We start from the raw sequence: 22,509 nt of genomic DNA, 5'->3' as shown, positions 1-22,509 counted from the left end.
GCGATGCCATTTCGCATTCACGCACTCACGGACTCACGGACTCACAGGAGCATTGACGATGAAGACCAAAGCAGCAATCGCATGGAAAGCCGGCGCCCCGTTGACGATCGGGGAAGTCGATCTCGAAGGTCCGCGCGCCGGTGAAGTCCTGATCGAAGTGAAGGCGACGGGCATCTGCCACACCGACTACTACACGCTGTCGGGCGCCGATCCCGAAGGCATCTTCCCGGCGATTCTCGGCCACGAAGGCGCGGGCGTGATCGTCGATGTCGGGCCGGGCGTCGGCACGCTGAAGAAGGGCGATCACGTGATTCCGCTCTACACGCCCGAATGCCGTCAGTGCAAGTTCTGCCTGTCGCGCAAAACGAATCTCTGCCAGGCGATCCGCGCGACGCAGGGCAAAGGCCTGATGCCCGACGCGACCTCGCGCTTCTCGCTCGAAGGCAAGCCGCTGTTTCACTACATGGGGACGTCGACGTTCTCGAACTACATCGTCGTGCCGGAGATCGCGGTCGCGAAGGTGCGTGAAGACGCGCCGTTCGACAAGATCTGCTACATCGGCTGTGGCGTGACGACCGGCGTCGGCGCGGTCGTGTATTCGGCGAAGGTCGAGGCGGGCGCGAACGTGGTGGTGTTCGGCCTCGGCGGTATCGGGCTGAACGTGATTCAAGGCGCGAAAATGGTCGGCGCGGACAAGATCATCGGTGTCGATCTCAACCCGGGCCGCGTCGAACTCGCGAAGAAGTTCGGCATGACGCACTTCATCAACCCGAACGAAGTCGAGAACGTCGTCGATCACATCGTGCAGCTGACCGACGGCGGCGCCGACTACTCGTTCGAATGCATCGGCAACGTGAAGGTGATGCGCCAGGCGCTCGAATGCACGCACAAGGGTTGGGGGCAGTCGTTCATCATCGGCGTCGCGGCGGCGGGCGAGGAGATCAGCACGCGGCCGTTCCAGCTGGTGACGGGCCGCGAGTGGAAGGGCTCGGCATTCGGCGGCGCGCGCGGCCGCACCGACGTGCCGAAGATCGTCGACTGGTACATGGAAGGCAAGATCAATATCGACGATCTGATTACGCACCGTCTGCCGCTCGAGCGCATCAACGAGGGCTTCGAGCTGATGAAGAAGGGCGAGTCGATCCGCTCGGTCGTGCTCTACTAAGCGAGGAGCGTCGCGATGCTCGAACTACTATCGTCGCACGCCTGCCACGGCGGCGAGCAGCGCTTTTACCGGCACGAGTCGCGCACCATCGGTCTGCCGATGCGCTTCTCGGTCTATCTGCCGCCGCAGGCGTTGCGGGGCAATGCGAAGGTGCCCGCGCTGTTCTACCTCGCGGGGCTGACCTGCACCGAAGAGACGTTCGCGATCAAGGCCGGCGCGCAGCGCTTCGCGGCCCGGCACGGCCTCGCGCTGATCGCGCCGGATACGAGCCCTCGCGGCGCGGGCGTGCCAGGCGAGAGCGATGCGTGGGACTTCGGCGTCGGCGCGGGCTTTTATGTCGACGCGACCGAGCAGCCGTGGGCGCGAAACTACCGCATGTACTCGTACGTGCGCGACGAGCTGCGCGAAACGGCGCTTGCGAACCTGCCGATCGATGGCGCGCGTCTCGGCATCTTCGGTCATTCGATGGGCGGCCACGGCGCGCTGATGCTCGCGCTGCGCAATCCGGACATTTATCGGTCGGTGTCGGCGTTCGCGCCGATCGCGGCGCCGATGCGTTGTCCGTGGGGCGAGAAGGCGTTTAGCGGTTATCTCGGCGAGAACCGTGAAGCGTGGAAGCAGTACGACGCGAGCGAGCTGGTTTCGCACGCGACGCGCAAGTTCGCGGAAGGGATTCTCGTCGATCAGGGGCTCGCGGATCAGTTCCTGCCCACGCAGCTCAATCCCGACGTGTTCGAAGCGGCGTGCAAGGCCGCGGGTCAGCCACTGACGTTGCGCCGGCATGCGGGTTACGACCATGGCTACTACTTCATCTCGACGTTCGTCGAGGATCATCTCGCGCATCACGCGAAGGTGTTGCTCGGCTGAACAACGTCGTAAAACGCGGGGCAAAAAAAACGGCGGCACTTCATGTGCCGCCGTTTTTTCATTTGATCGGCGTAAGCGCCGCTCAATGCCGCTTCAACAGACTCCCGCCATACACCACCGCCGACAGCGCGGTGATCCAGAAGCTCGTCGGGCAATCGGTATAGAACGCGAGCGTCAGCCCGAGCCACGCCTGCGCGAGCGCGAACACGGCCGCGAGCACGAGACCCGTCGACAGCCGCGTGCTCAGGTTCTGCGCGGCGGCGGCCGGCCCCACCATCAGCGTGAACACGAGCAGCACGCCGACGATCTGCGTGCAAGCGGCGACGGCCAGCGCGGCGATCGCGAGAAACAGCACCGACACGCGACGCAGCGACACGCCCTTCGCTTCGGCCAGCTCCGGCTGCAGCGACGCGAACAGCAGCGGCCGCATGATGGCCGCGAGCGCGGCCAGACTGACGACGCCCAACGCCGCGAGCACACCGAGCGTCGCTGCATTGACGCCGAGCACGTTGCCGAACAGCAGCGCCGTCACCTGCGTCGCGTAGGCGGTGAAGAAATGCAGAAACAGCAGCCCAAAGCCGAGCGACAAGGAAAGGATTACGCCGATCGCGACGTCGCGGCCGGCGAGCCGTTCGCCGAGCGCGCCCATGCCCACACCGGCCGCGAGCGTGAAGCCGATCATCCCCCAGATAGGCGAGATGCCGATCAGCACCGCGCCGGTCGCGCCGGTGAAGCCGACGTGCGACAGCGCGTGGCCCGCGAACGTCTGTCCGCGCATCACCAGAAAATAGCCGACCACGCCCGCCAGCACCGCGACGATTCCCGAGGCCGCGAATGCGTTCACCATGAAATCGTATTCAAACATCGTGCGTGTGTCCGTCGCGTAAGTCGTGCGGGTTTGGGCGACTGTGTGAGTGGCCGTGCGAATGCGTATGTCCGCCGTCCTCGTCGTGTTCGTGCTCGTGATCGTGCTTCTCGACTTCGACGCCGCCCGACATCACGAAGATGCGGCCGTTCACGCGCATCACGTCGATCGGCGAGCCGTAAAGACGCGACAGCACCGGCCGCGTGATCACTTCGTCGACGGTGCCGAGCGCCGCGACGCCGCTGCCGAGATACAGCACGCGATCGATCGAGTTCAGCAGCGGATTGAGTTCGTGCGCGGAGAACAGCACCGCGATGCCGAGCTCCTGCTGCACGCGCCGCACCAGTTCGACGACGCTCTTCTGGTGATGCGGATCGAGACTGATCAACGGTTCATCGAGCAGCAGCAGTTTCGGATTGCCGAGCAGGCATTGCGCCAGCAGGAGCCGCTGCCGTTCGCCGCCCGACAACTCCGACAGTGGCCGCTTCGACAGATTCGTCCCGCCGACGAGCTCGAGCACCCGATCGACGTCCGCGCGCGTTTTTGCATCCGCATGCGGCAAGCCCCAGCGATGACCATCGGCTGCCATCGCGACCAGATCGCGGCCGCGCACGCGACGGCCGGCGAGCGCGCTGCGCGTCTGCGGCATATAGCCGATCGACGCGTTGCCGCGCTCGACCGTCTGCCCGAGCACGCGGATCGCGCCGCCCACGGCCGGCACGAGGCCGAGCACCGCGCGCATCAGCGTCGTCTTGCCGGCGCCGTTGGGCCCGAGCACGCCGATGAACTCGCCCTGGTTCACGACGAAGCTGGTATCGCGCAGGATCGTGCGGCCGCCCAGATCGAGCGTCGCGTTGTCGAGTTCGAGCACGGGCCGGTCGCCGCGCGCGGTGGGTGCGCCTGATTGCGCACCTGCTGGCGTTTGATGGCCAGTCGGAATCATGGAGCCTTTCCTTGCGCGTTCGCGCTGGTCGCGCCAATCGTGCCGTTCGTGTCACCCGCCGCGAGCGCTTTCTGCAACGCATCGAGCTGCGTCAGCATCCACGTCTGATAGGTCTTGCCGGGCGGCAGGGTTTCGGTGACGCTCATCGTCGGTACCTTCGATTGTTGCGCGAGCTTCAGCATGCGTTGGGTCAGCGCCTCGGTGGCCTGGCTGTTATAGATCAGCACGCGCACGCGCCGCTCGCGCAGATCGCGTTCGAACGCGGCGATATCGGCCGCGCTCGCTTCGGTGTCGTTCATCGTGGCGAGCTGGAAGCGCTGGTTGCGCATGGCGAGGCCAATCGCGTCAGACATATAGCCGAACACCGGCTCGGTCGCCGTGACCGGCAAGCCCGCATAGCGGCCGTGCAGCTCGGCGACCTTCGCGTCGATCGGCTTCAGCGAATCGAGAAACTTCGCGAGGTTCGCATCGTACGCCGGCTTGTGCGCCGGGTCAGCAGCGCTGAGTGCGTCGCAGACCGCGCGCGCGACTTTCGGCATCGTCGCCGGGTCGTACCACAGGTGCGGATTGTCGCCGCCTTTTTTGCCGACGAGGTCGGCCGCGACGATCACCGTGCGATGCGCGCCTTTCGACGCGGCCAGCAGCTTCGCCATCCACGGATCGTAGTCGGCGCCGTTGTAGACGACGAGGCTCGCGTGCTGCAACGCGCGCGCGGTGGCCGGGCTCGCTTCGAACAGATGCGGATCCTGGTCCGGGTTGCTGAGGATGCTGGTCACGTCGACGCGATCGCCGCCGAGTTGCCGGACCACGTCGCCATAAAAGTTCTCCGCGGCGACGACCGGAATTTTCGCGTCGGCGGCGAACGCGTTGTGGCCGAAGCCGAGCGCCGCGATCGCGAGCAGGCAGGTGCACAGATGGGTGCGCACAGACGTCGAACGCTTCAGCGCCCGGTGCGCTCTGGACAACATCAAGCCGATTGTTTTCATCGTTGTTTCCTGCTGGGTGAGAGTTGAATCAGCCACTCGCGGTGGCAAGGCCAAATACGGGGTGGCGCTTAGCGCGGCGCCGCGCATCTGATCACGACGAAGTGCCTGCTGCGCCGCCGGCGCCGCCAGGCTTCGCCGCTCGCGCACATGGCCCGCACAGTCCACTTAGCTCGATCACCTGACGATGCACCTCGAAGCCATGCGCGGGTGCGCTGTGCGACAGGCGGTCGGCGAGCTCGTCGCCGGGAATCTCGACAGTCGCGCCGCAACCGTCGCACATCAGGAACTGGCTGCGATGCGGCACGCCGATTTCGCAGCAGGCGACGAACGCGTTCTTCGATTCGATCCGGTGCACGAAGCCGTGCGCGACGAGGAAGTCGAGCGCGCGATAGACGGTGGTCGGCGGCATGCGACCGCGCTGGGGGGCGAGCGCGTCGAGCAACTCGTACGCGCCGACCGGCCGCTCGCTCGCGACGATCGCCGCGTACACCTGGCGGCGCAGCGGCGTCAGCGCGAGGCCCTGCGCCGCAGCGTGCGCGTCCGCATGCGCGAGCCGCATGGCGTGCTGTTCGGCGAGTGAGGTAGTCATCGGCGTGAATCTCCTGACATGGTGGCCCCCGAGCGGGCTGCAAGGTCGAAATGATATAACGTAGCGCGATTTTTTGTCAGCGGTGCGAATCTTTACACGGCGGCACGCAGCGAACGCGTCGTGGCGACCCGTGGCGCAATGGGCTCGCTCCTGCCGCGCTGCACCATCGAAATTCGTCCGCGTGCCTTGACATGATCGGGTCCGTATCCGATCATTCGATCACTAGCCGAGCAATTGTTCGCGTGATGAGCGTTCGCTCACCGCGCGCCAAAATGTAAAAACGAAGCGGAGACAGGCAGTGGCACGATTGCAGGACAAAGTCGCCATTCTGACGGGCGCGGCCAGCGGTATCGGTGAAGCGGTAGCCCTGCGCTATCTCGACGAGGGCGCGCGCTGCGTGCTGGTCGACGTGAAGCCGACCGACAGCCTCGGCGGCGCGCTGCGCGGCATCTACGGCGAGCGCGTGTTGAGCGTCAGCGCCGACGTCCGGCGCCGCGAGGACATCGAGCGCATCGTCACGAGCACGCTCGGCTGCTTCGGCCAGATCGACATCCTGTTCAATAATGCGGCGCTGTTCGACATGCGCCCGCTCCTCGACGAATCCTGGGACGTGTTCGACCGCCTGTTCGCGGTCAACGTGAAGGGCATGTTCTTCCTGATGCAGGCGGTCGCGCGGCAGATGGTCGAGCAGGGCCGCGGCGGCAAGATCATCAATATGTCGTCGCAGGCCGGGCGGCGCGGCGAGGCGCTCGTGTCGCACTACTGCGCGACCAAGGCGGCGGTGTTGAGCTATACGCAGTCCGCGGCGCTCGCGCTCGCGCCGCATAAGATCAATGTGAACGGCATCGCGCCGGGCGTCGTCGACACGCCGATGTGGAACGAGGTCGACGCGCTGTTCGCGCGCTACGAGAACCGGCCGCTCGGCGAGAAGAAGCGCCTCGTCGGCGAGGCCGTGCCGCTCGGCCGCATGGGCGTGCCCGACGACCTGACCGGCGCCGCGCTGTTCCTCGCGTCGGCCGATGCCGACTACATCACCGCGCAGACGCTGAACGTCGACGGCGGCAACTGGATGAGCTGAATAAAGAGCAGGGAGCGGGCACGTTGACTGCTCTGAGCGGCGCGTCATTCCGTCAAACGAACGCAGCATCACATAACGTACGAGAAAGGAGACAACGATGAAACCAGCTTTCGAATTCGCGCTGAAGGCGGCCGGTGCCGGCGCGGCCACCTGCTTCGCGCTGAGCGCATCGGCGGCGACGGTGACGATCGCGACGCTGAACAATCCGGACATGATCGAGTTGAAGAAGCTGTCGCCCGCGTTCGAAAAAGCGAATCCGGACATCAAGCTGAACTGGGTGATCCTCGAGGAAAACGTGCTGCGTCAGCGCGCGACGACCGACATCACGACCGGCAGCGGCCAGTTCGACGTAATGACGATCGGCGCGTATGAAACCCCGCAATGGGGCAAGCGCGGCTGGCTCGCGCCGATCACCAACCTGCCGGCGAGCTATGACCTCAACGACGTCGTGAAGACGGCCCGCGACGGCCTGTCCGCGAACGGCCAGCTGTACGCGCTGCCGTTCTACGTCGAAAGCTCGATGACCTATTACCGCAAGGATCTGTTCGACAAGGCCGGCCTGAAGATGCCGGACCAGCCGACCTACGACCAGATCGGCCAATTCGCCGACAAGCTCACCGACAAGTCCAAGGAGCAATACGGCATCTGCCTGCGCGGCAAGGCGGGCTGGGGCGAGAACATGGCGTACGCCACGACGGTCGTGAACACCTTCGGCGGCCGCTGGTTCGACGAGAAGTGGAACGCGCAGCTGACGTCGCCGGAATGGAAGAAGGCGATAACGTTCTACGTCGATCTGCTGAGGAAGGACGGTCCTCCGGGAGCGAGCTCGAACGGCTTCAACGAAAACCTGACGCTGATGTCGTCGGGCAAGTGCGCGATGTGGATCGACGCGACGGTCGCGGCCGGCATGCTCTACAACAAGCAGCAGTCGCAGATCGCCGACAAGGTCGGCTTCGCGGCCGCGCCGATCGAGGTCACGCCGAAGGGCTCGCACTGGCTGTGGGCGTGGGCGCTCGCGATTCCGAAGTCGTCGAAGCAGCAAGATGCGGCGAAGAAGTTCATCGAGTGGGCGACCTCGAAGGAGTACATTGAAATGGTCGCGAAGGATGAGGGCTGGGCCTCGGTGCCGCCGGGCACGCGCGAGTCCACCTACGCGCGCCCCGAGTACAAGCAGGCCGCGCCGTTCGGCGACTTCGTGCTAAAGGCGATCCAGACCGCCGACCCGGATCATCCGACCTTGAAGCCGGTCCCGTACACGGGTGTGCAGTTCGTCGGAATTCCCGAATTCCAGTCGTTCGGCACGGTGGTCGGGCAGAGCATCTCCGGCGCGATCGCCGGTCAGATGACGGTCGACCAGGCACTCGCGGCCGGCAACGCGGCCGCGAATCGCGCGGTCAAGCAGGCGGGTTATCAGAAGTAACCCGGCAGGGCCGCCGCATCGACCGATGCGGCTCATGCAGCAGGGCGGCCGTTCGTCTGCGCCCGATGCGATGCGGCGCGTGTCGTGCGCCATTCAGGCACGGCACGCCGCGTCGCACATACGCGGCTCCGGCGAACGCTCCGCGCATTACCGAACAGGTGGTCCATCATGCGTCCTTTGCGCCTACCTCTGATGCAAACCCATCCCCAGACAGAAAAAGAACGCGAGGAGCGTAAGGCCAATTCGGCCCGCTGGCTCGTGGCGCCGTCGGTCGGCGTGCTCGTGCTGTGGATGGTCATTCCGCTCGCGATGACGATCTGGTTCTCGTTCTCGCACTACAACCTGCTCAATCCCGATCTGCGCGGCTTCGCAGGTCTCGACAACTACCGCTATCTCGCGACCGATCCGTCGTTCGGTCCGTCGATCGCGCATACGATCGAGCTGATCGTATGGGTGCTCGTGATCACCGTGGGCGGCGGCGTGCTGATGGCGATCCTGTTCGACCGCAAGTTCTACGGGCAGGGCGTGGCACGCCTGCTCGCGATCGGCCCGTTCTTCGTGATGCCGACGGTCAGCGCGCTGATCTGGAAGAACATGATCCTGCACCCGGTGTACGGCCTCGTCGCGCAGGGCATGCGCGCGCTCGGCATGCAGCCGATCGACTGGTTCGCCGACTATCCGCTCACCGCGGTGATCATGATCGTCGCGTGGCAGTGGCTGCCGTTCGCGTTCCTGATCCTGTTCACGTCGATCCAGTCGCTCGACCAGGAGCAGAAGGAAGCCGCGAAGATCGACGGCGCCGGTCCGTTCTCGATGTTCTTCTACATTACGCTGCCGCACCTGCGACGTGCGATCGCGGTCGTCGTGATGATGGAGACGATTTTCCTGCTGTCGATCTTCGCCGAGATCTATACGACCACGGGCGGCGGTCCGGGCAACGCGACCACCACCCTGTCGTACCTGATCTTCGCGCTGGGCCTGCAACAGTTCGACGTCGGTCTCGCCTCGGCGGGCGGTATTCTCGCGGTCGTGCTGGCCAACATCGTGTCGATCTTCCTCGTGCGGATGCTCGCGAAGAACCTGAAAGGGGAGTACGAAAAATGAGCCACGTTGCCTCCACTACGGCATCGACGACGCAGCCGGTCGCGGTGCCGACCAAATCGCCGTTCGACACGATTCGTCGCGGCATTCCCGGCGTGATCGCGTGGCTCGTCGCGCTGCTGCTGTTCTTCCCGATCTTCTGGATGACGATCACCGCGTTCAAGACCGAGCAGCAGGCCTATGCGTCGTCGCTGTTTTTCGTGCCGACGCTCGACAGCTTCCGCGAGGTGTTCGCGCGTAGCAACTACTTCGCGTTCGCGTGGAACTCGATACTGATCTCGGTCGGCGTCACACTGCTGTGCCTGATCCTCGCGGTGCCGTGCGCGTACGCGATGGCGTTTTTCCCGACGCGCCGCACGCAGAAAGTGCTGCTGTGGATGCTGTCGACGAAGATGATGCCGTCGGTCGGCGTGCTGGTGCCGATCTATCTGCTGTGGAAAAACAGCGGCCTTCTGGATACCGTGTCGGGTTTGATCATCGTCTACACGCTGATCAATCTGCCGATCGCGGTCTGGATGGCGTTCACGTACTTCGCCGAGATTCCGCGCGACATTCTCGAAGCCGGGCGCATCGACGGCGCGGCGACGTGGCAGGAGATCGTCTATCTGCTGATGCCGATGGCGCTGCCCGGGCTCGCGTCGACCGCGCTGCTGCTCGTGATCCTGTCGTGGAACGAGGCGTTCTGGAGCATCAACCTGTCGAGTTCGAACGCGGCGCCGCTGACCGTGTTCATCGCGTCGTATTCGAGTCCTGAAGGTTTGTTCTGGGCCAAGTTGTCGGCCGCTTCGTTGCTGGCGGTCGCGCCGATCCTGATCGTCGGCTGGCTCTCGCAGAAGCAGTTGGTGCGCGGGCTCACGTTCGGGGCCGTCAAATGACGGCTGGCCCGGGCATCGTGCGCTATGCGTTGATCTGCGATTGCGACGGCGTGCTGATCGACAGCGAAGCGGTGGCCGCGCGCATGCTGGTGCGCGAACTCGAGGCGCGCTGGCCCGGCATCGACGTCGCGCCGGTCGTGCTGCCGCTGCTCGGGCTGCGCATCGAGCGCGTGTTGCAGGACACCGCGACTCAGCTCGGCAAACAGCTCGGCGCCGACGATATCGATGCGATCCGCCGCGCGGTCGAAGCGGCGGCGATCGAGGCGCCCGCCGTCGACGGCATCGAGATGGCGCTGACCCAGGTGCCGCTCGTCAAAGGCTGCGCGAGCAATAGCTTCCGGCCCTACGTCGAGACGGTGCTGGCGCGCACGGGCCTGAAGCGTTTCTTCGGCGAGCGGCTGTTCTGCGCCGACGCGGTGCCGAATCCGAAGCCCGCGCCGGACGTGTATCTGGCGGCGGCGCAAGGCTTCGGGCTCGCGCCGGGTGCGTGCCTCGTCGTCGAGGACAGCGTGACCGGCGTCACGGCGGCGGCCACGGCGGGCATGGCGGTGCTGGGGTTTATCGGCGGCGGTCACGCGAGCGATGCGCAGATCGATCGATTGCACGCGGCGGGCGCGCGTCATGTGTTCGAGGACATGCGGCAGTTGCCCGACCTCGTCGCGCAATGGACGCTCTCCGCGACGGTCGCGGCGCCATGAGCGCACGAATGCACGCGACGTGACACGGCATCAGGTAGCAGCATGAAGTAACGAGCAGCATCGAACGGCATTACACGGAGACACATCATGGCAAGCGTAACCTTGCGCAACATCAGAAAGGCCTACGACGACAACGAAGTGATGCGCGACATCAATCTCGACATCGCCGATGGCGAGTTCGTCGTGTTCGTCGGGCCGAGCGGTTGCGGCAAATCGACCCTGATGCGGATGATCGCGGGCCTCGAGGACATCACGGGCGGCGATCTGAACATCGACGCCGTGCGCATGAACGACGTGCCGCCGGCCAAGCGCGGCATCGCGATGGTGTTCCAGTCGTACGCGCTGTATCCGCACATGACGCTGTACGACAACATGGCGTTCGGCCTGAAGCTCGCCGGCGCGAAGAAACCGGAGATCGACTCAGCCGTGCGCAACGCGGCGAAGATCCTGCACATCGACCATCTGCTCGATCGCAAGCCGAAGCAGCTGTCGGGCGGGCAGCGTCAGCGCGTCGCGATCGGCCGCGCGATCACGCGCAAGCCGAAGGTGTTCCTGTTCGACGAGCCGCTGTCGAATCTCGACGCCGCGCTGCGCGTGAAGATGCGCCTCGAGTTCGCACGCCTGCACGACGAGCTGAAGACGACGATGATCTACGTGACGCACGACCAGGTCGAGGCGATGACTTTGGCCGACAAGATCGTCGTGTTGTCGGCGGGCAATCTGGAGCAGGTCGGCAGTCCGACGATGCTGTATCACGCGCCGGCGAACCGCTTCGTCGCCGGCTTCATCGGCTCGCCGAAGATGAACTTCATGGAAGGCGTCGTGCAGTCGGTGTCGCACGACGGCGTCTCGGTGCGTTACGAGACCGGCGAGACGCAGCGCGTGTTGGTCGAGCCGGGCGCGGCCAAGCAGGGCGACAAGGTGACGGTCGGCATCCGCCCCGAGCATCTGCACGTCAGCACGACCGAGGATGGTATCGAGGCACGCACGATGACGGTCGAATCGCTCGGCGATGCCGCGTATCTGTACGCGGAGTCGAGCGTCGCGCCCGATGGTTTGATCGCGCGGATTCCTCCGCTCGAACGGCATGCGAAGGGCAATACGCAGAAGCTGGGCGCGACGCCCGAGCATTGCCATCTGTTCGACAGCGAAGGTAAGGCGTTCCAGCGCAAGATCGTCGAGGTGCTGGCGGCTTGATCGCGCGATGACGCATTGCAGGAGCAGGCGGCGCACGCAAGGCGCTGTCCGTGGAAGGAGTTAGGCGCGTTCGCTTGCCAAGGTGAAACGAACGCACGAAAAACCTACCGGACGGCGGGGAGTCGTCCGGTTCGGGGAAAACGAGGTTACTCGCTCATGAGACGCTTAAGTTCATTAAGAAAAGACTCGGTGGTGTGTCCCCACAGTGTTGGATCAAAACCCGCTCCATAGCTTGTTTCAAAAGCAGAATCCAGATCGGTCGAGTGCTCATCCATGAACGAATTGATTTCACGAATCAAATCCGAATATGTGTGGGGACTGTCCTTCTTGTAACAAGCCAAGATTTCGGCAATGGTTTCGCCAAACAGGTCAAAATCCTGACCAAAATACACGTGAAATATGCGGCGCATCGCCGGGTAGCGTTCGGGCGACATCGTTTCCCTTCAGTCAATGTAAGCGGTAAGCACGTAATATGACATGCCATTATAGGGTTCGTACTTTAGAAAGACTGTTACCCTGTTCATCTTCGTTAGCTTTCCTGTTGCCCTCGATATCCCATATCCAACGTCACCCGCGACGTGCTTAATCAGTGTGAGAGTAATATCTCGCGTCGGATTTTGCGCCCACGTGCGGATTCTAACTATGTGTGAAGACATAACTTCCGATATAGCCCATTCCGCAGTCCCGCGGCTTGTGAACGACGACACGATTTTCCGCTTCGGCTCATTTACCAATCTTTCCCGCAACTGCGCTTCGGTCCGTCCGACATGTTTCAAGAGCGTATGTCCGCCAATCGAGCTGCCCGCCTTCGCCTCATGCATGTCCAGTGATCCGGCCCAATGCGACGCGTGCAGCGCGTGCCGCCCTGATCGAGCCAGCGAAGCCGAATGGCACGGCGATATCGAGGGACAGGCCGATATTGTTCGCCATGTCAGGGCTCGCCTTCATCGCTTCAGCGAGTTTCGTCGTGCCCCGCTGGATCAGCGTGGCCGTGTCCTGACCAGTCCAGATCTGCCGCAGGCCCGCCGCTGCCGAGTCCGAGCCATGTACCCCGAAAACGACACACCCGGCTTTGCTCGCCATCGTCGGCTCCGGCAAAACGCACAGCGCACCCGCACCGACCATTTCCAGCACGCCGCCGACGACCTGTAACCCGCCCCAAAGCCGGTTGGAAAGCATCTCGGTCTGGCTGATCGACTGGCGGGATAACACGGCCGCGAGTTGCGGAGCGCTCAGTACAACCTTCACTCCGTCGGCATTATCTGCACCGGGCATATCGAACCCCTCTGATGTTTTTATGGGGTTCCGATGCTGCCGTGCGGACCGTCTCTCAAGATTCGGACGACTCCGAATTTTCCGTAGCCCGATGCACGAGACCCGTTCTGCATCAAGCAGGAATAGCCGCAGCATGATGCTCGCCGTGACTGTTTCGTCATAACGGAGCTACAGGCAGGGAATCGACATTTGATTCGGGTATTGTGATAAGTAGTGGAGATGGTCAATATTTCTGTATCGGGCTTGAAGATGAAGATTGATTTGGCAAGCGAGTAGACAATCGCTCTGGATAGATTAAACAGAAGGCACGCTTCTTCTGCGGGCGCTTTTTTATGCCTTGCGTTGAAAGAATCATGCGTGTCAAAGGCACGCACTGCAGATCGTCAAGCGTGAGCGGTGCTTGCGGGCGTTGACGCGATAGAGCGCGACCGGCACGCATTCGAAACTCACGCCTCCAACGCCGCCCGCGCACACAACTCATCGGTAACGAGCCCCGACAACCACCCCCCCTTGAGCACCGCGATCAGCGCCTCGCGCTTACGCAGCCCGCCCGCGAAGCCGATGGTCGGCCGGCGTGGCGGCGTGTCGAGCGCGATGCTCGTCACGCGTCGGCCGGTCGGCGATTCGACGTGCGCGCCGGCCGCATCGATCGGCAGGCCGAGCATTTCGGCGACCGCGCCGTTGTGCATCAACTCGTTCACCTCGCCTTCCGTGATGAAGCCGTCCTCGTGCAACGGACAGGTCATCCCAATGTTGCCGATGCCGACGAACGCGACATCGGCTTGCGCCGACAGCGATTCGACGATCCGGTACAGACGGTGATTGCACCACTGCGCGCGCTCGGCCTCGCTGTCGGCGAGCAGCGGCGCGGGCAGCAGAAAATACTTGCCCCCGGTCTTTTCGGAAATGTGCAGCGCGACGTCGTAGCGGTTCGAGGAGCCGTCCTGCGCGATCGCGCCGACCATCGATACCAGCCGATGCTGCGGACGGTCTAGCTGCGCGATCTGATCGACCGCGGCCTTCAGCGTGCGGCCGCTGCTGACCGCGACGACCATCGGCTTTTCCTCGCTCAGATAGCGCTCCATCACCTGCGCGCCGGCCACCGCGAGCTTACGGTCGACTTCCTCGGAGGTATCGCCGTCGATCGGCACGATCTCGCACATGCTGAGGCCATAGCGCTTCGACAGCTGATCGGCGAGCGACAGGCAATCAGCGAGCTTGTGATCGACCCGCACGCGGATCAGGTTCTTTTCGACCGCGAACGCGACGAGCCGCTGCGCGACCGGCCGCGATACCTGCAGCTTCTCGGCGATTTCGTTCTGGGTATTGCCCGCGACGTAATAAAGCCACGCGGCGCGTGTGGCGAGATCGAGTTTTTCTGTGGACCTGGGCACGATGAGGTTTCGGTTGAAGTGCGCCGATGATAGCGGCCGGCGGCGCGTCTGTCGCGCGGGCCGGCCGCGGTTGACGCTCAGGCGAGCGGTGCGCGCGCGGGATCGAACAGCGGCCGTACGTGGCGATACAGCGCGCGATACGCTTCGAGCCGCGTGCGCAATTGCGCGTGGCGGCGCGGACTCGGCGTGAACTCCTTTTCGACAGGCGGCTTGGTCAGCACGGTGGCCGGCTCGCCACCGGCGGCGAGCCAGCCGAGACGCGCCGCGCCGAGCGCCGCGCCGGTTTCGCCGCCGCCGTGCTTGACGGTGACAGTGTCGAGCGCATCGGCGAGCAACTGGGCCCAGTAGTCGCTGCGGGCGCCGCCGCCGAGCAGCGACAACACCTTCGCCTCGGTGCCGGCCGCGCGCAGCGCGTCGAGGCCGTCGGTCAGCGCGAGCGTCACCCCTTCGAGCACCGCGTAGCCGAGCAGCGCGCGGTCGGTTGCGTGAGTCATGCCGAAGAATACGCCTTGGGCATAGGGGTCGTTGTGCGGCGTGCGCTCGCCCGACAGATACGGCAAAAAGAGCGGCGCGGTGGTCAAGGCCTCGGCGGGCAGCGCCTCGATTTCGGCGAGCAGCGTCGGCTCGTCGGTCGACGTCAGCTTGCAGACCCAGCGCAAACAGCTCGCCGCCGACAGCACCACGCTCATCTGATGCCAGCGGTCCGGGATCGCATGACAGAACGCGTGCACGGCGGAGGCCGGGTTCGGGCGGAAGCTGTCGCCGACCACGCACAGCACGCCCGAGGTGCCCAACGACACGAAGCCGTCGCCCGGTTGCGTCGCGCCGATGCCGATCGCGCTGGTCGCGTTGTCGCCGCCGCCGGCCGCGACGATCACGTCGTCGCGCAGGCCGAATTCGCGCGCGAGTTCCGGCAGCAGCGTGCCGGCCGGCGCGCTGCCTTCGCGCAGCGCCGGCATCTGCGCGCGCGTCATGTTGCAGGCAGCGAGCAGCGAATCGGACCAATCGCGTTTCGCGACGTCGAGCCACAATGTGCCGGCCGCGTCCGATGGATCGGACACCTTGCCGCCCGTCAGTTGCAGGCGCAGATAGTCTTTCGGCAGCAGCACGCAGGCAGTCCTCGCGAAAATCTCCGGCTCGTGACGCGCGACCCACAGCAGCTTTGGCGCCGTGAAACCGGGCATCGCCAGATTGCCGGCGACGCTGTGCAGATCCGGCGCGCGCTCGGTCAGCTCCGCGCACTCCTTGTCACTGCGCATGTCGTTCCACAGGATCGCGGGCCGCAGCACGCGGTTTTCCGCGTCGAGCAGCACCGCGCCGTGCATCTGCCCCGACAGGCCGATGCCGCGAATCCGCGCGAATTCGTCGGGATGACGCGCGCGCAACGCGGCGAGCGCCGTGCGCGTGCCGGCCCACCAGTCTTCGGGATTCTGCTCGGCCCAGCGCTGGTGCGGACGCGAAACGGTGAACGGCGAGCCTGCGGTGCCGATCACGCGGCCGTCGGAGGCGAGCAGCAGAACTTTCACTTCGGACGTGCCGAGGTCGATGCCTAGGTACATGGGAGCGAAACCTTCGTCGTTGGGGATGCGCTACTTTAGCGGTTCATCGCGCGCGCTGTCATGCGCATTAAGCCTGGCTAGTCGCGCCGCGTTTGGCGAGCCATGCGTCGACCCGCGCGAGCGCGCCCGCGAGCGCCGCTTCGAGCTCGGGCGTCTGCGCCATGGCGCCCCACAGCAGCCGGTCGGCCGCGAACGCGCGCAGCGGATCGGGCGCCGTGAAAAAGGCGTGCGCGACGCGCTCTTCCATCACGCCGTCCTGATACGCGTAGGGCAGCTTGCCCGTGTGCCAGCGTTCCAGAAAGCGGAAGAACAACGCGGGCAGCATCGCGGTCGCCGCCGGCGTGACGCCGCGCTCGAAGCATTCGGCGAGTGTCGGCGCGATGAAGCCGGGCAACTTCGAGAAGCCATCGGCGGCGACGCGCTGGTTCGTGTCGAGGATATGCGGGTTGCTGAAGCGCTCGAGCACGACGTCGCGATAGCGTTCGAGATCGAGCGGACTCGGTGTCAGACACGGGATCACGTCCTCGGTCACGTAGTCATACGCGAACTGGCGGATGTCGGCATCGAGCGTGCCTTCGTGGATGTAGTTCAGGCCGACCAGCGTGCCCGCCCACGCGATGCAGCTATGCGTCGCGTTGAGAATGCGGATCTTCGCTTCCTCGTACGGCAGCACCGAATCGACGAGTTCCGCGCCGACCTTCTCCCAGGCCGGCCGTCCCGCGATGAAGCGGTCTTCGATCACCCACTGGATGAACGCTTCGCCCATCACCGGACTCGCGTCGTCGACGCCGGTCGCGGCCTTCACGCGCTCGCGCACGTCGGGCGTCGGACGCGGCGTGATGCGATCGACCATCGAACACGGGCATGACGTGTTGTCGTCGAACCATTGCGCGAGTTCGTTCGCGCCGCGTCGTTCGAGAAACTCGCTCATGCCCGCATGAAAGCGCTCGCCGTTGCTGCGCAGATTGTCGCAGGTCTGCAGCGTGACGGGTCCCGCGCCGCGCTTCACGCGCGCGTCGAGAATCGCCGCGAGCGCGCCGTAGATCGTCGTGTGGCCGCCGGCGAGGTCGGCGGTGAGATCGGCATTCGCGGTGTCGAGCCGGTCGTGTTCGTCGAGGTAATAGCCGCCTTCGGTCACGGTGAACGCGATGATCTTGCAAGCCGGATCGGCGCCCGCTTCGATCAGCCCGTCGAGGCTTTCGCTCCACGGCAGCACGCGCTCGATCGAGCGGATCGTCTCGTAGGCGCGCTCGCCTTGCGGCGTGACGGTTTCGAGCGTGTAGACGCCGTTCTGCGCGGCGAGCGCTTCGAGCACCGGGTTCATGTCGCCGCGGATATTGCCCACGCTCAGCGACCAGCGCGGCTCGCCGGCCGTGCTTGCTTCGTTCAGCCGGTGCAGATACCACGCCTGATGCGCGCGATGAAACGATCCCGCGCCGATGTGCAGGATCACGTGTGCGGCCGCGCCGCTGCCTTGCCCGCTGTTCATGTTGTGTCTCCAAAAACTTGTGCGCGGCGCTCGCGGCGCGCGCTCTGTGCGTGCAGAGCATTTGCTCTGTATGTGAGCGAATGATCGTACCCGGAGAAACGAAAGTCAAGGCAAGGAGGCGGGCTTTTGATGGCGCAGCGCGGCATGGGCGAGGCTCCGGCGGCAGCGACGAGCGTCCGAGGCGAGAAAACGAGTCGCGCCACTCATATTGCATTGCATCAAATTTGACCGTGCTCGCGTCGGGGCTAACCCGAATACAAAAAAGTATCGGTCCGCGGTTTCTTTTAAAGTGGTTGCCAACGCGTTTGGCGGTTACTTTTCGCTTTACAAGATCAAGATCGGCGGCGCCTCCCGCGCGCCGCTTCATGGAGGCAGACAGTGCAACCTGATCTCGAAATCGTGGCCGTACGCCACGACGAATCGTTCAAAGTGTGGTCGCATGGCTATCCGTATCGCACGGTGCGCTGGCACTTTCATCCCGAGTACGAAATCCATCTGATCGTCGCGACGACCGGCAAGATGTTCGTCGGCGATCACATCGGCAGCTTCGCGCCCGGCAACCTCGTGCTGATGGGGCCGAACCTGCCGCACAACTGGGTCAGCGACGTGCCCGAAGGCGAGAGCGTCGCGCAGCGCAATCTGGTCGTGCAATTCGGCCAGGAGTTCGTAGCGAACTGTCTCGAGAGTTTTCCGGAGTGGCGTCAGGTCGAGGCGCTGCTCGCCGATGCGCGTCGCGGCCTGTCGTTCGGTCTGGAGACATCCGCGCAGATCAAGCCGCTCTTTCTCGAACTGCTCGCGGCGCGCGGGCTGCGCCGGCTCGTGCTGTTCATGTCGATGCTCGAGATCCTGATCAACGCGCCGGATCGCGACACCCTCGCAAGTCCCGCTTATCAGGCCGATCCGACCAGCTTCGCGGCGACCCGCATCAATCACGTGCTCGCGTATATCGGCAAGAACCTCGCGAACGAGTTGCGCGAGTCGGAGCTTGCGCAACTCGCCGGCCAGAGCGTCAGCGCGTTTTCGCGATATTTCCGCCGCCATACCGGGCTGCCGTTCGTGCAGTACGTGAACCGCATGCGCATCAATCTCGCGTGCCAGTTGCTGACCGATGACGAACTGAGCGTGACCGACATCTGCTTCAAGGCGGGCTTCAACAACCTGTCGAATTTCAACCGGCAGTTTCTTGCGATGAAGGGCATGGCGCCGTCGACGTTTCGCCGTTATCAGCAACTGAACGATGCGAGCCGCGATGCTTCCGAGCAAGCGGCCGCGCATGGCAGGGGCATCGACAACGCGCCGGCGATCGTGCTCGCGCCGGGCTTGCCGCGTAGCGGCGTCGCGTACCCGGTCACATAGTGCCCGCCCAGTAGTTCACAGCTTTATTCCACTCGCGTTTCAACACGCATCGATCGCGCTGTGCGCCCACAGCGCGAGGGGGCGTGCTCACTTCAAAAAATGGAGACAACCATGAAGCCGTCTACTCTTTCGCTCAACCCTTCGATGATGTTCGCGCGCCGCGTCGCCGCGCTCGCGTTCGGTTTGTCGCTAGTCGCTGTGTCGGCCGCGCAGACCGCGCAGGCCGCGCCGCTGAAAATCGGCATGACGTTCCAGGAACTGAACAACCCGTACTTCGTGACGATGCAGAAAGCGCTGAACGACGCGGCCGCGTCGACTGGCGCGACGGTCGTCGTCACCGATGCGCATCACGACGTCAGCAAGCAGGTCAGCGACGTCGAAGACATGCTGCAAAAGAAGATCGACATCCTGCTCGTCAATCCGACCGACTCGACCGGCATCCAGTCGGCGGTCACGTCGGCGAAGAAGGCGGGCGTCGTCGTGGTCGCGGTCGATGCGAACGCGAACGGTCCGATCGATTCGTTCGTCGGCTCGAAGAACTACGACGCGGGCGTGATGGCGTGCGACTACCTCGCGAAGTCGATCGGCGGCAGCGGCGAAGTGGCGATTCTCGACGGCATTCCGGTCGTGCCGATTCTCGAACGCGTGCGCGGCTGCAAGGCGGCGCTCGCGAAATCGCCGGGCGTGAAGCTCGTCGATACGCAGAACGGCAAGCAGGAACGCGCGACCGCGTTGTCCGTCACCGAGAACATGATCCAGGCGCATCCGAACCTGAAGGGCGTGTTCAGCGTGAACGACGGCGGCTCGATGGGCGCGCTGTCGGCGATCGAATCGTCGGGCAAGGACATCAAGCTGACGAGCGTCGACGGCGCACCGGAAGCGATCGCCGCGATCCAGAAGCCGAATTCGAAATTCGTCGAGACGTCCGCGCAATTCCCGGCCGACCAGGTGCGCATCGCGCTCGGCATCGCGCTCGCGAAGAAGTGGGGCGCCAATGTGCCGAAAGCGATTCCGGTCGACGTGAAGATGATCGACAAGAGCAACGCCAAGGGCTTCAGCTGGTAACGCAAGCGCAGGCTGCCGCGCGTGCGGATCATGCGCGGCGGCGCGCGGCACAGGAACATGCGATGGACACGATTCTGAAGCTCGACAACATCAGCAAGAGCTTTCCCGGCGTGAAGGCGCTGCAAGGCATTCACCTCGAGATCGCGCGCGGCGAGATTCACGCGCTGCTCGGCGAGAACGGCGCGGGCAAGTCGACGCTGATGAAGATTCTGTGCGGTATCTACCAGCCGGACGAAGGCACGATCACGCTCGACGGCGGGCAACGCCACTTCGCGAACTATCACGACGCGGTGGCCGCGGGCGTCGGTATCGTGTTTCAGGAGTTCAGCCTGATTCCGTATCTGAACGCGGTGGAGAACATGTTTCTCGGCCGTGAATTGCGCAATCGCTTCGGTCTGCTCGAACGCGGCAGCATGCGGCGCGCGGCGGCGCGGATTTTTGAGCGGCTTGGCGTAGCGATCGATCTGTCGGTGCCGATCCGGGAACTGTCGGTAGCGCAGCAGCAGTTCGTCGAAATCGGCAAGGCGTTGTCGCTCGATGCGCGCGTGCTGATTCTCGACGAACCGACCGCGACGCTGACGCCCGCCGAGGCCGCGCATCTGTTCACGATCATGCGCGAGCTGAAGCAGCAGGGCGTCGCGATGATCTTCATCTCGCACCACCTCGAAGAGATTTTCGAGGTGTGCGACCGCATCACGGTGCTGCGCGACGGCCAGTGCGTCGGCATGACCGAGGTCGCGCAATCCGACGTGAGCCGGCTCGTGCAGATGATGGTGGGACGCCGCATCGAAAGCAGTTTTCCGCCGAAGCCGCCGCCGCGCGCCGACGCGAAGGTCGTGCTCGACGTCGTGCGCTTGCAGCTGTTCAAAGACAGCCCCGAGCTGAGCTTCACGCTGCGCGAGGGCGAGATTCTCGGCTTCGCGGGACTCGTCGGTTCGGGGCGCACCGAGACCGCGCTCGCGGTGATCGGCGCGGACCGTGCGTACGCGAAGGAAATTCGCGTCAACGGCGCGGCCGCGAAGCTCGCCGATCCGGCCGATGCGCTGCGCGCGGGCGTCGGCATTCTGCCCGAGAGCCGCAAGACCGAAGGGCTCATTACCGAGTTCTCGATCAAGCAGAACATCTCGATCAACAACCTCGGCAAGTACCGGTCGCTACGTTTCTTCATCGACCAACGTAGCGAAGCGCGCGCGACCGCCGACATCATGAAGCGCGTCGGCGTGAAGGCCCCAACGATGCACACCGAAGTCGCGACGCTGTCGGGCGGCAATCAGCAGAAGGTCGTGATCGCGCGCTGGCTCAATCACCACACCAACATCCTGATCTTCGACGAACCGACACGCGGCATCGACGTCGGCGCGAAGGCCGAAATCTATCTGCTGATGCGCGAACTGACCGCGCGCGGCTACTCGATCATCATGATCTCGTCCGAGTTGCCGGAGATCGTCGGCATGTGCGACCGCGTCGCCGTATTCCGGCAGGGCCGCATCGAAGCGCTGCTCGAAGGTGACGCGATCGAATCGAACGCCGTGATGACCTATGCGACCGCCGGTTCGCTCGGAGCCTCTCATGAACATGCCTAATCCTTTCTCTTCGCCGAAAACATCGAGTGTCAACAGCGACACGCCGGGCGCGCCGGTGCGCTTCACGTGGGCCGCGCTGAAACGCTCGACACTGTTCTATCCGTTCATTGGCCTGCTGGTCGTCTGCATCGTGATGGTGTTCGCGAGCGACAGCTTTCTGTCGGCCGCGAACATCGAGAACGTGCTGCGCCAGGTGTCGATCAACGCGATCATCGCGGTCGGCATGACCTGCGTGATCCTGACGGGCGGCATCGATCTGTCGGTCGGCTCGGTGATGGCGCTTTCGGGCACGCTGTCGGCCGGGCTGATGGTCGCCGGCATGAATGGGATGGCCGCGCTTGCGGTCGGCCTCGCGGTCGGTCTCGGCTTCGGCGCGGCCAACGGCTTTTTCGTCGCGTTCGCCGGCATGCCGCCGATCATCGTCACACTCGCAACGATGGGTATCGCGCGCGGCCTCGCACTGATCTACACGGGCGGCTACCCGATCGACGGTCTGCCCGACTGGGTCAGCTTCTTCGGCAGCGGCAAGATTCTCGGCGTCCAGGCACCGGTCGTGATCATGGCGGTGATCTATCTGATCGCGTGGGTGCTGCTCGAACGGATGCCGTTTGGCCGCTATGTGTATGCGATCGGCGGTAACGAGCAGGCGACGCGATTGTCCGGCGTGCGTGTGGCGCGCGTGAAGCTGATCGTCTACACGATCGCGGGTTTGACGTCCGCGTTCGCCGCGATCGTGCTGACCGCGCGCCTGATGAGCGGCCAGCCGAACGCGGGCGTCGGTTTCGAACTCGACGCGATCGCCGCCGTCGTGATGGGCGGCACGTCGATCTCCGGTGGACGCGGCTCGATCATCGGCACGCTGATCGGCGCGCTGTTACTCGGCGTCCTGAATAACGGCCTGAACATGGTCGACGTGAATCCATACGTGCAGAACGTGATCAAGGGCGGAATCATTCTGCTCGCGATCTATATCAGCCGCGAGCGCAGAAAGTAACGCTGTCTTC

Annotated in this window: 20 protein-coding genes and 1 pseudogene; 12 read left to right on the top strand and 9 right to left on the bottom strand. The window is 64.4% G+C overall.

The genetic code is table 11. The annotated features are described in order from the left end of the window. The first annotated feature begins 58 nt into the window (after positions 1-58). Positions 59-1,165, top strand: a complete 1,107-nt coding sequence (locus OKW29_RS32175; RefSeq protein WP_429293871.1) for an S-(hydroxymethyl)glutathione dehydrogenase/class III alcohol dehydrogenase — start codon at positions 59-61, stop codon at positions 1,163-1,165. A gap of 15 nt (positions 1,166-1,180) precedes the next feature. Continuing rightward, the gene (fghA, locus tag OKW29_RS32170; RefSeq protein ID WP_429293870.1) at positions 1,181-2,032 is read left to right on the top strand and encodes an S-formylglutathione hydrolase; all 852 of its coding nucleotides are present in this window, start codon (positions 1,181-1,183) and stop codon (positions 2,030-2,032) included. Between the two features lie 82 nt (positions 2,033-2,114). Here the strand turns inward: fghA and OKW29_RS32165 are convergent, their stop codons facing one another. The 4 genes from OKW29_RS32165 to OKW29_RS32150 form a co-directional block, all read right to left on the bottom strand. After that, positions 2,115-2,897, bottom strand: coding sequence for a metal ABC transporter permease (locus tag OKW29_RS32165; RefSeq protein WP_090801692.1), 783 nt, complete (start codon positions 2,895-2,897; stop codon positions 2,115-2,117). Then, positions 2,890-3,840, bottom strand: a complete 951-nt coding sequence (locus OKW29_RS32160) for an ABC transporter ATP-binding protein (protein WP_184023026.1) — start codon at positions 3,838-3,840, stop codon at positions 2,890-2,892. The genes OKW29_RS32165 and OKW29_RS32160 overlap by 8 nt, the downstream gene beginning before the upstream one ends. Continuing rightward, positions 3,837-4,826, bottom strand: a complete 990-nt coding sequence (locus tag OKW29_RS32155) for a metal ABC transporter solute-binding protein (RefSeq protein ID WP_429293869.1) — start codon at positions 4,824-4,826, stop codon at positions 3,837-3,839. The genes OKW29_RS32160 and OKW29_RS32155 overlap by 4 nt, the downstream gene beginning before the upstream one ends. A gap of 91 nt (positions 4,827-4,917) precedes the next feature. Then, positions 4,918-5,415 carry a Fur family transcriptional regulator gene (locus OKW29_RS32150; protein ID WP_429293868.1) on the bottom strand — a complete coding sequence of 166 codons (498 nt, stop codon included), beginning with the start codon at positions 5,413-5,415 and terminating at the stop codon, positions 4,918-4,920. 298 nt (positions 5,416-5,713) lie between these two features. Between OKW29_RS32150 and OKW29_RS32145 the strand changes: the two genes are divergently transcribed. From OKW29_RS32145 to OKW29_RS32120, 6 genes are all read left to right on the top strand, one after another. Continuing rightward, positions 5,714-6,493, top strand: coding sequence for an L-iditol 2-dehydrogenase (locus OKW29_RS32145; RefSeq protein WP_184006440.1), 780 nt, complete (start codon positions 5,714-5,716; stop codon positions 6,491-6,493). Between the two features lie 97 nt (positions 6,494-6,590). Continuing rightward, the gene (locus OKW29_RS32140) at positions 6,591-7,913 is read left to right on the top strand and encodes an ABC transporter substrate-binding protein (protein ID WP_429293867.1); all 1,323 of its coding nucleotides are present in this window, start codon (positions 6,591-6,593) and stop codon (positions 7,911-7,913) included. 168 nt (positions 7,914-8,081) lie between these two features. Further along, positions 8,082-9,017 carry a carbohydrate ABC transporter permease gene (locus OKW29_RS32135; protein ID WP_090801682.1) on the top strand — a complete coding sequence of 312 codons (936 nt, stop codon included), beginning with the start codon at positions 8,082-8,084 and terminating at the stop codon, positions 9,015-9,017. Then, a complete protein-coding gene (locus tag OKW29_RS32130; RefSeq protein ID WP_184006437.1) occupies positions 9,014-9,889 on the top strand; it encodes a carbohydrate ABC transporter permease in 876 nt (291 codons plus the stop codon). Before OKW29_RS32135 ends, OKW29_RS32130 begins: the two co-directional genes overlap by 4 nt. After that, positions 9,886-10,587, top strand: coding sequence for an HAD family hydrolase (locus tag OKW29_RS32125; RefSeq protein ID WP_429293866.1), 702 nt, complete (start codon positions 9,886-9,888; stop codon positions 10,585-10,587). Before OKW29_RS32130 ends, OKW29_RS32125 begins: the two co-directional genes overlap by 4 nt. A gap of 87 nt (positions 10,588-10,674) precedes the next feature. Further along, complete coding sequence (locus OKW29_RS32120; RefSeq protein ID WP_187629012.1) at positions 10,675-11,784, top strand: ABC transporter ATP-binding protein; 1,110 nt, start codon at positions 10,675-10,677, stop codon at positions 11,782-11,784. A gap of 146 nt (positions 11,785-11,930) precedes the next feature. Here OKW29_RS32120 and OKW29_RS32115 read toward each other — a convergent pair whose 3' ends face one another. From OKW29_RS32115 to dalD, 5 genes and pseudogenes are all read right to left on the bottom strand, one after another. Further along, positions 11,931-12,218, bottom strand: coding sequence for a contact-dependent growth inhibition system immunity protein (locus OKW29_RS32115; protein WP_429293865.1), 288 nt, complete (start codon positions 12,216-12,218; stop codon positions 11,931-11,933). A 9-nt stretch (positions 12,219-12,227) separates the two neighbouring features. Then, positions 12,228-13,059, bottom strand: a pseudogene (locus tag OKW29_RS32110) (RNase A-like domain-containing protein). Positions 13,060-13,505: 446 nt separating this feature from the next. Then, positions 13,506-14,453: a sugar-binding transcriptional regulator gene (locus tag OKW29_RS32105; RefSeq protein WP_429293864.1), complete on the bottom strand. Its 948-nt coding sequence runs from the start codon at positions 14,451-14,453 to the stop codon at positions 13,506-13,508. Positions 14,454-14,530: 77 nt separating this feature from the next. Beyond that, positions 14,531-16,012, bottom strand: a complete 1,482-nt coding sequence (xylB, locus tag OKW29_RS32100) for a xylulokinase (RefSeq protein ID WP_429293863.1) — start codon at positions 16,010-16,012, stop codon at positions 14,531-14,533. A 67-nt stretch (positions 16,013-16,079) separates the two neighbouring features. Next, complete coding sequence (dalD, locus tag OKW29_RS32095; protein ID WP_429293862.1) at positions 16,080-17,501, bottom strand: D-arabinitol 4-dehydrogenase; 1,422 nt, start codon at positions 17,499-17,501, stop codon at positions 16,080-16,082. A 378-nt stretch (positions 17,502-17,879) separates the two neighbouring features. Here dalD and OKW29_RS32090 point away from each other — a divergent pair, with 378 nt between their 5' ends. From OKW29_RS32090 to OKW29_RS32075, 4 genes are all read left to right on the top strand, one after another. Beyond that, complete coding sequence (locus OKW29_RS32090; RefSeq protein WP_429293861.1) at positions 17,880-18,857, top strand: AraC family transcriptional regulator; 978 nt, start codon at positions 17,880-17,882, stop codon at positions 18,855-18,857. A 111-nt stretch (positions 18,858-18,968) separates the two neighbouring features. After that, positions 18,969-19,922 (top strand): substrate-binding domain-containing protein, encoded by a 954-nt coding sequence (locus OKW29_RS32085; protein ID WP_429293860.1) that lies wholly within the window; start codon positions 18,969-18,971, stop codon positions 19,920-19,922. 62 nt (positions 19,923-19,984) lie between these two features. Continuing rightward, positions 19,985-21,505: a sugar ABC transporter ATP-binding protein gene (locus tag OKW29_RS32080; protein ID WP_429293859.1), complete on the top strand. Its 1,521-nt coding sequence runs from the start codon at positions 19,985-19,987 to the stop codon at positions 21,503-21,505. Next, positions 21,492-22,499 carry an ABC transporter permease gene (locus tag OKW29_RS32075; RefSeq protein ID WP_429293858.1) on the top strand — a complete coding sequence of 336 codons (1,008 nt, stop codon included), beginning with the start codon at positions 21,492-21,494 and terminating at the stop codon, positions 22,497-22,499. The genes OKW29_RS32080 and OKW29_RS32075 overlap by 14 nt, the downstream gene beginning before the upstream one ends. The last annotated feature ends 10 nt before the right edge of the window (positions 22,500-22,509 follow it).

It is taken from the genome of Paraburkholderia sp. CI3 (genome assembly GCF_050436505.1).
Lineage (GTDB): Bacteria > Pseudomonadota > Gammaproteobacteria > Burkholderiales > Burkholderiaceae > Paraburkholderia > Paraburkholderia tuberum.
The sequence above is the reverse complement of the archived record's forward strand: the minus strand, read 5'-3'. Positions and strand labels throughout refer to the sequence as shown.

What these genes read in the sequence shown, in the direction of transcription:
- OKW29_RS32140 (WP_429293867.1), top strand. Translation starts at nt 6,591, where the DNA reads ATGAAACCAGCTTTCGAATTCGCGCTGAAGGCGGCCGGTGCCGGCGCG.
- OKW29_RS32085 (WP_429293860.1), top strand. Translation starts at nt 18,969, where the DNA reads ATGAAGCCGTCTACTCTTTCGCTCAACCCTTCGATGATGTTCGCGCGC.
- OKW29_RS32075 (WP_429293858.1), top strand. Translation starts at nt 21,492, where the DNA reads ATGAACATGCCTAATCCTTTCTCTTCGCCGAAAACATCGAGTGTCAAC.
- OKW29_RS32135 (WP_090801682.1), top strand. Translation starts at nt 8,082, where the DNA reads ATGCGTCCTTTGCGCCTACCTCTGATGCAAACCCATCCCCAGACAGAA.
- OKW29_RS32175 (WP_429293871.1), top strand. Translation starts at nt 59, where the DNA reads ATGAAGACCAAAGCAGCAATCGCATGGAAAGCCGGCGCCCCGTTGACG.
- xylB (WP_429293863.1), bottom strand. Translation starts at nt 16,012, where the DNA reads ATGTACCTAGGCATCGACCTCGGCACGTCCGAAGTGAAAGTTCTGCTG.
- OKW29_RS32150 (WP_429293868.1), bottom strand. Translation starts at nt 5,415, where the DNA reads ATGACTACCTCACTCGCCGAACAGCACGCCATGCGGCTCGCGCATGCG.
- OKW29_RS32120 (WP_187629012.1), top strand. Translation starts at nt 10,675, where the DNA reads ATGGCAAGCGTAACCTTGCGCAACATCAGAAAGGCCTACGACGACAAC.
- OKW29_RS32165 (WP_090801692.1), bottom strand. Translation starts at nt 2,897, where the DNA reads ATGTTTGAATACGATTTCATGGTGAACGCATTCGCGGCCTCGGGAATC.
- OKW29_RS32080 (WP_429293859.1), top strand. Translation starts at nt 19,985, where the DNA reads ATGGACACGATTCTGAAGCTCGACAACATCAGCAAGAGCTTTCCCGGC.
- OKW29_RS32160 (WP_184023026.1), bottom strand. Translation starts at nt 3,840, where the DNA reads ATGATTCCGACTGGCCATCAAACGCCAGCAGGTGCGCAATCAGGCGCA.
- fghA (WP_429293870.1), top strand. Translation starts at nt 1,181, where the DNA reads ATGCTCGAACTACTATCGTCGCACGCCTGCCACGGCGGCGAGCAGCGC.
- OKW29_RS32155 (WP_429293869.1), bottom strand. Translation starts at nt 4,826, where the DNA reads ATGAAAACAATCGGCTTGATGTTGTCCAGAGCGCACCGGGCGCTGAAG.
- OKW29_RS32125 (WP_429293866.1), top strand. Translation starts at nt 9,886, where the DNA reads ATGACGGCTGGCCCGGGCATCGTGCGCTATGCGTTGATCTGCGATTGC.
- OKW29_RS32130 (WP_184006437.1), top strand. Translation starts at nt 9,014, where the DNA reads ATGAGCCACGTTGCCTCCACTACGGCATCGACGACGCAGCCGGTCGCG.
- OKW29_RS32115 (WP_429293865.1), bottom strand. Translation starts at nt 12,218, where the DNA reads ATGTCGCCCGAACGCTACCCGGCGATGCGCCGCATATTTCACGTGTAT.
- dalD (WP_429293862.1), bottom strand. Translation starts at nt 17,501, where the DNA reads ATGAACAGCGGGCAAGGCAGCGGCGCGGCCGCACACGTGATCCTGCAC.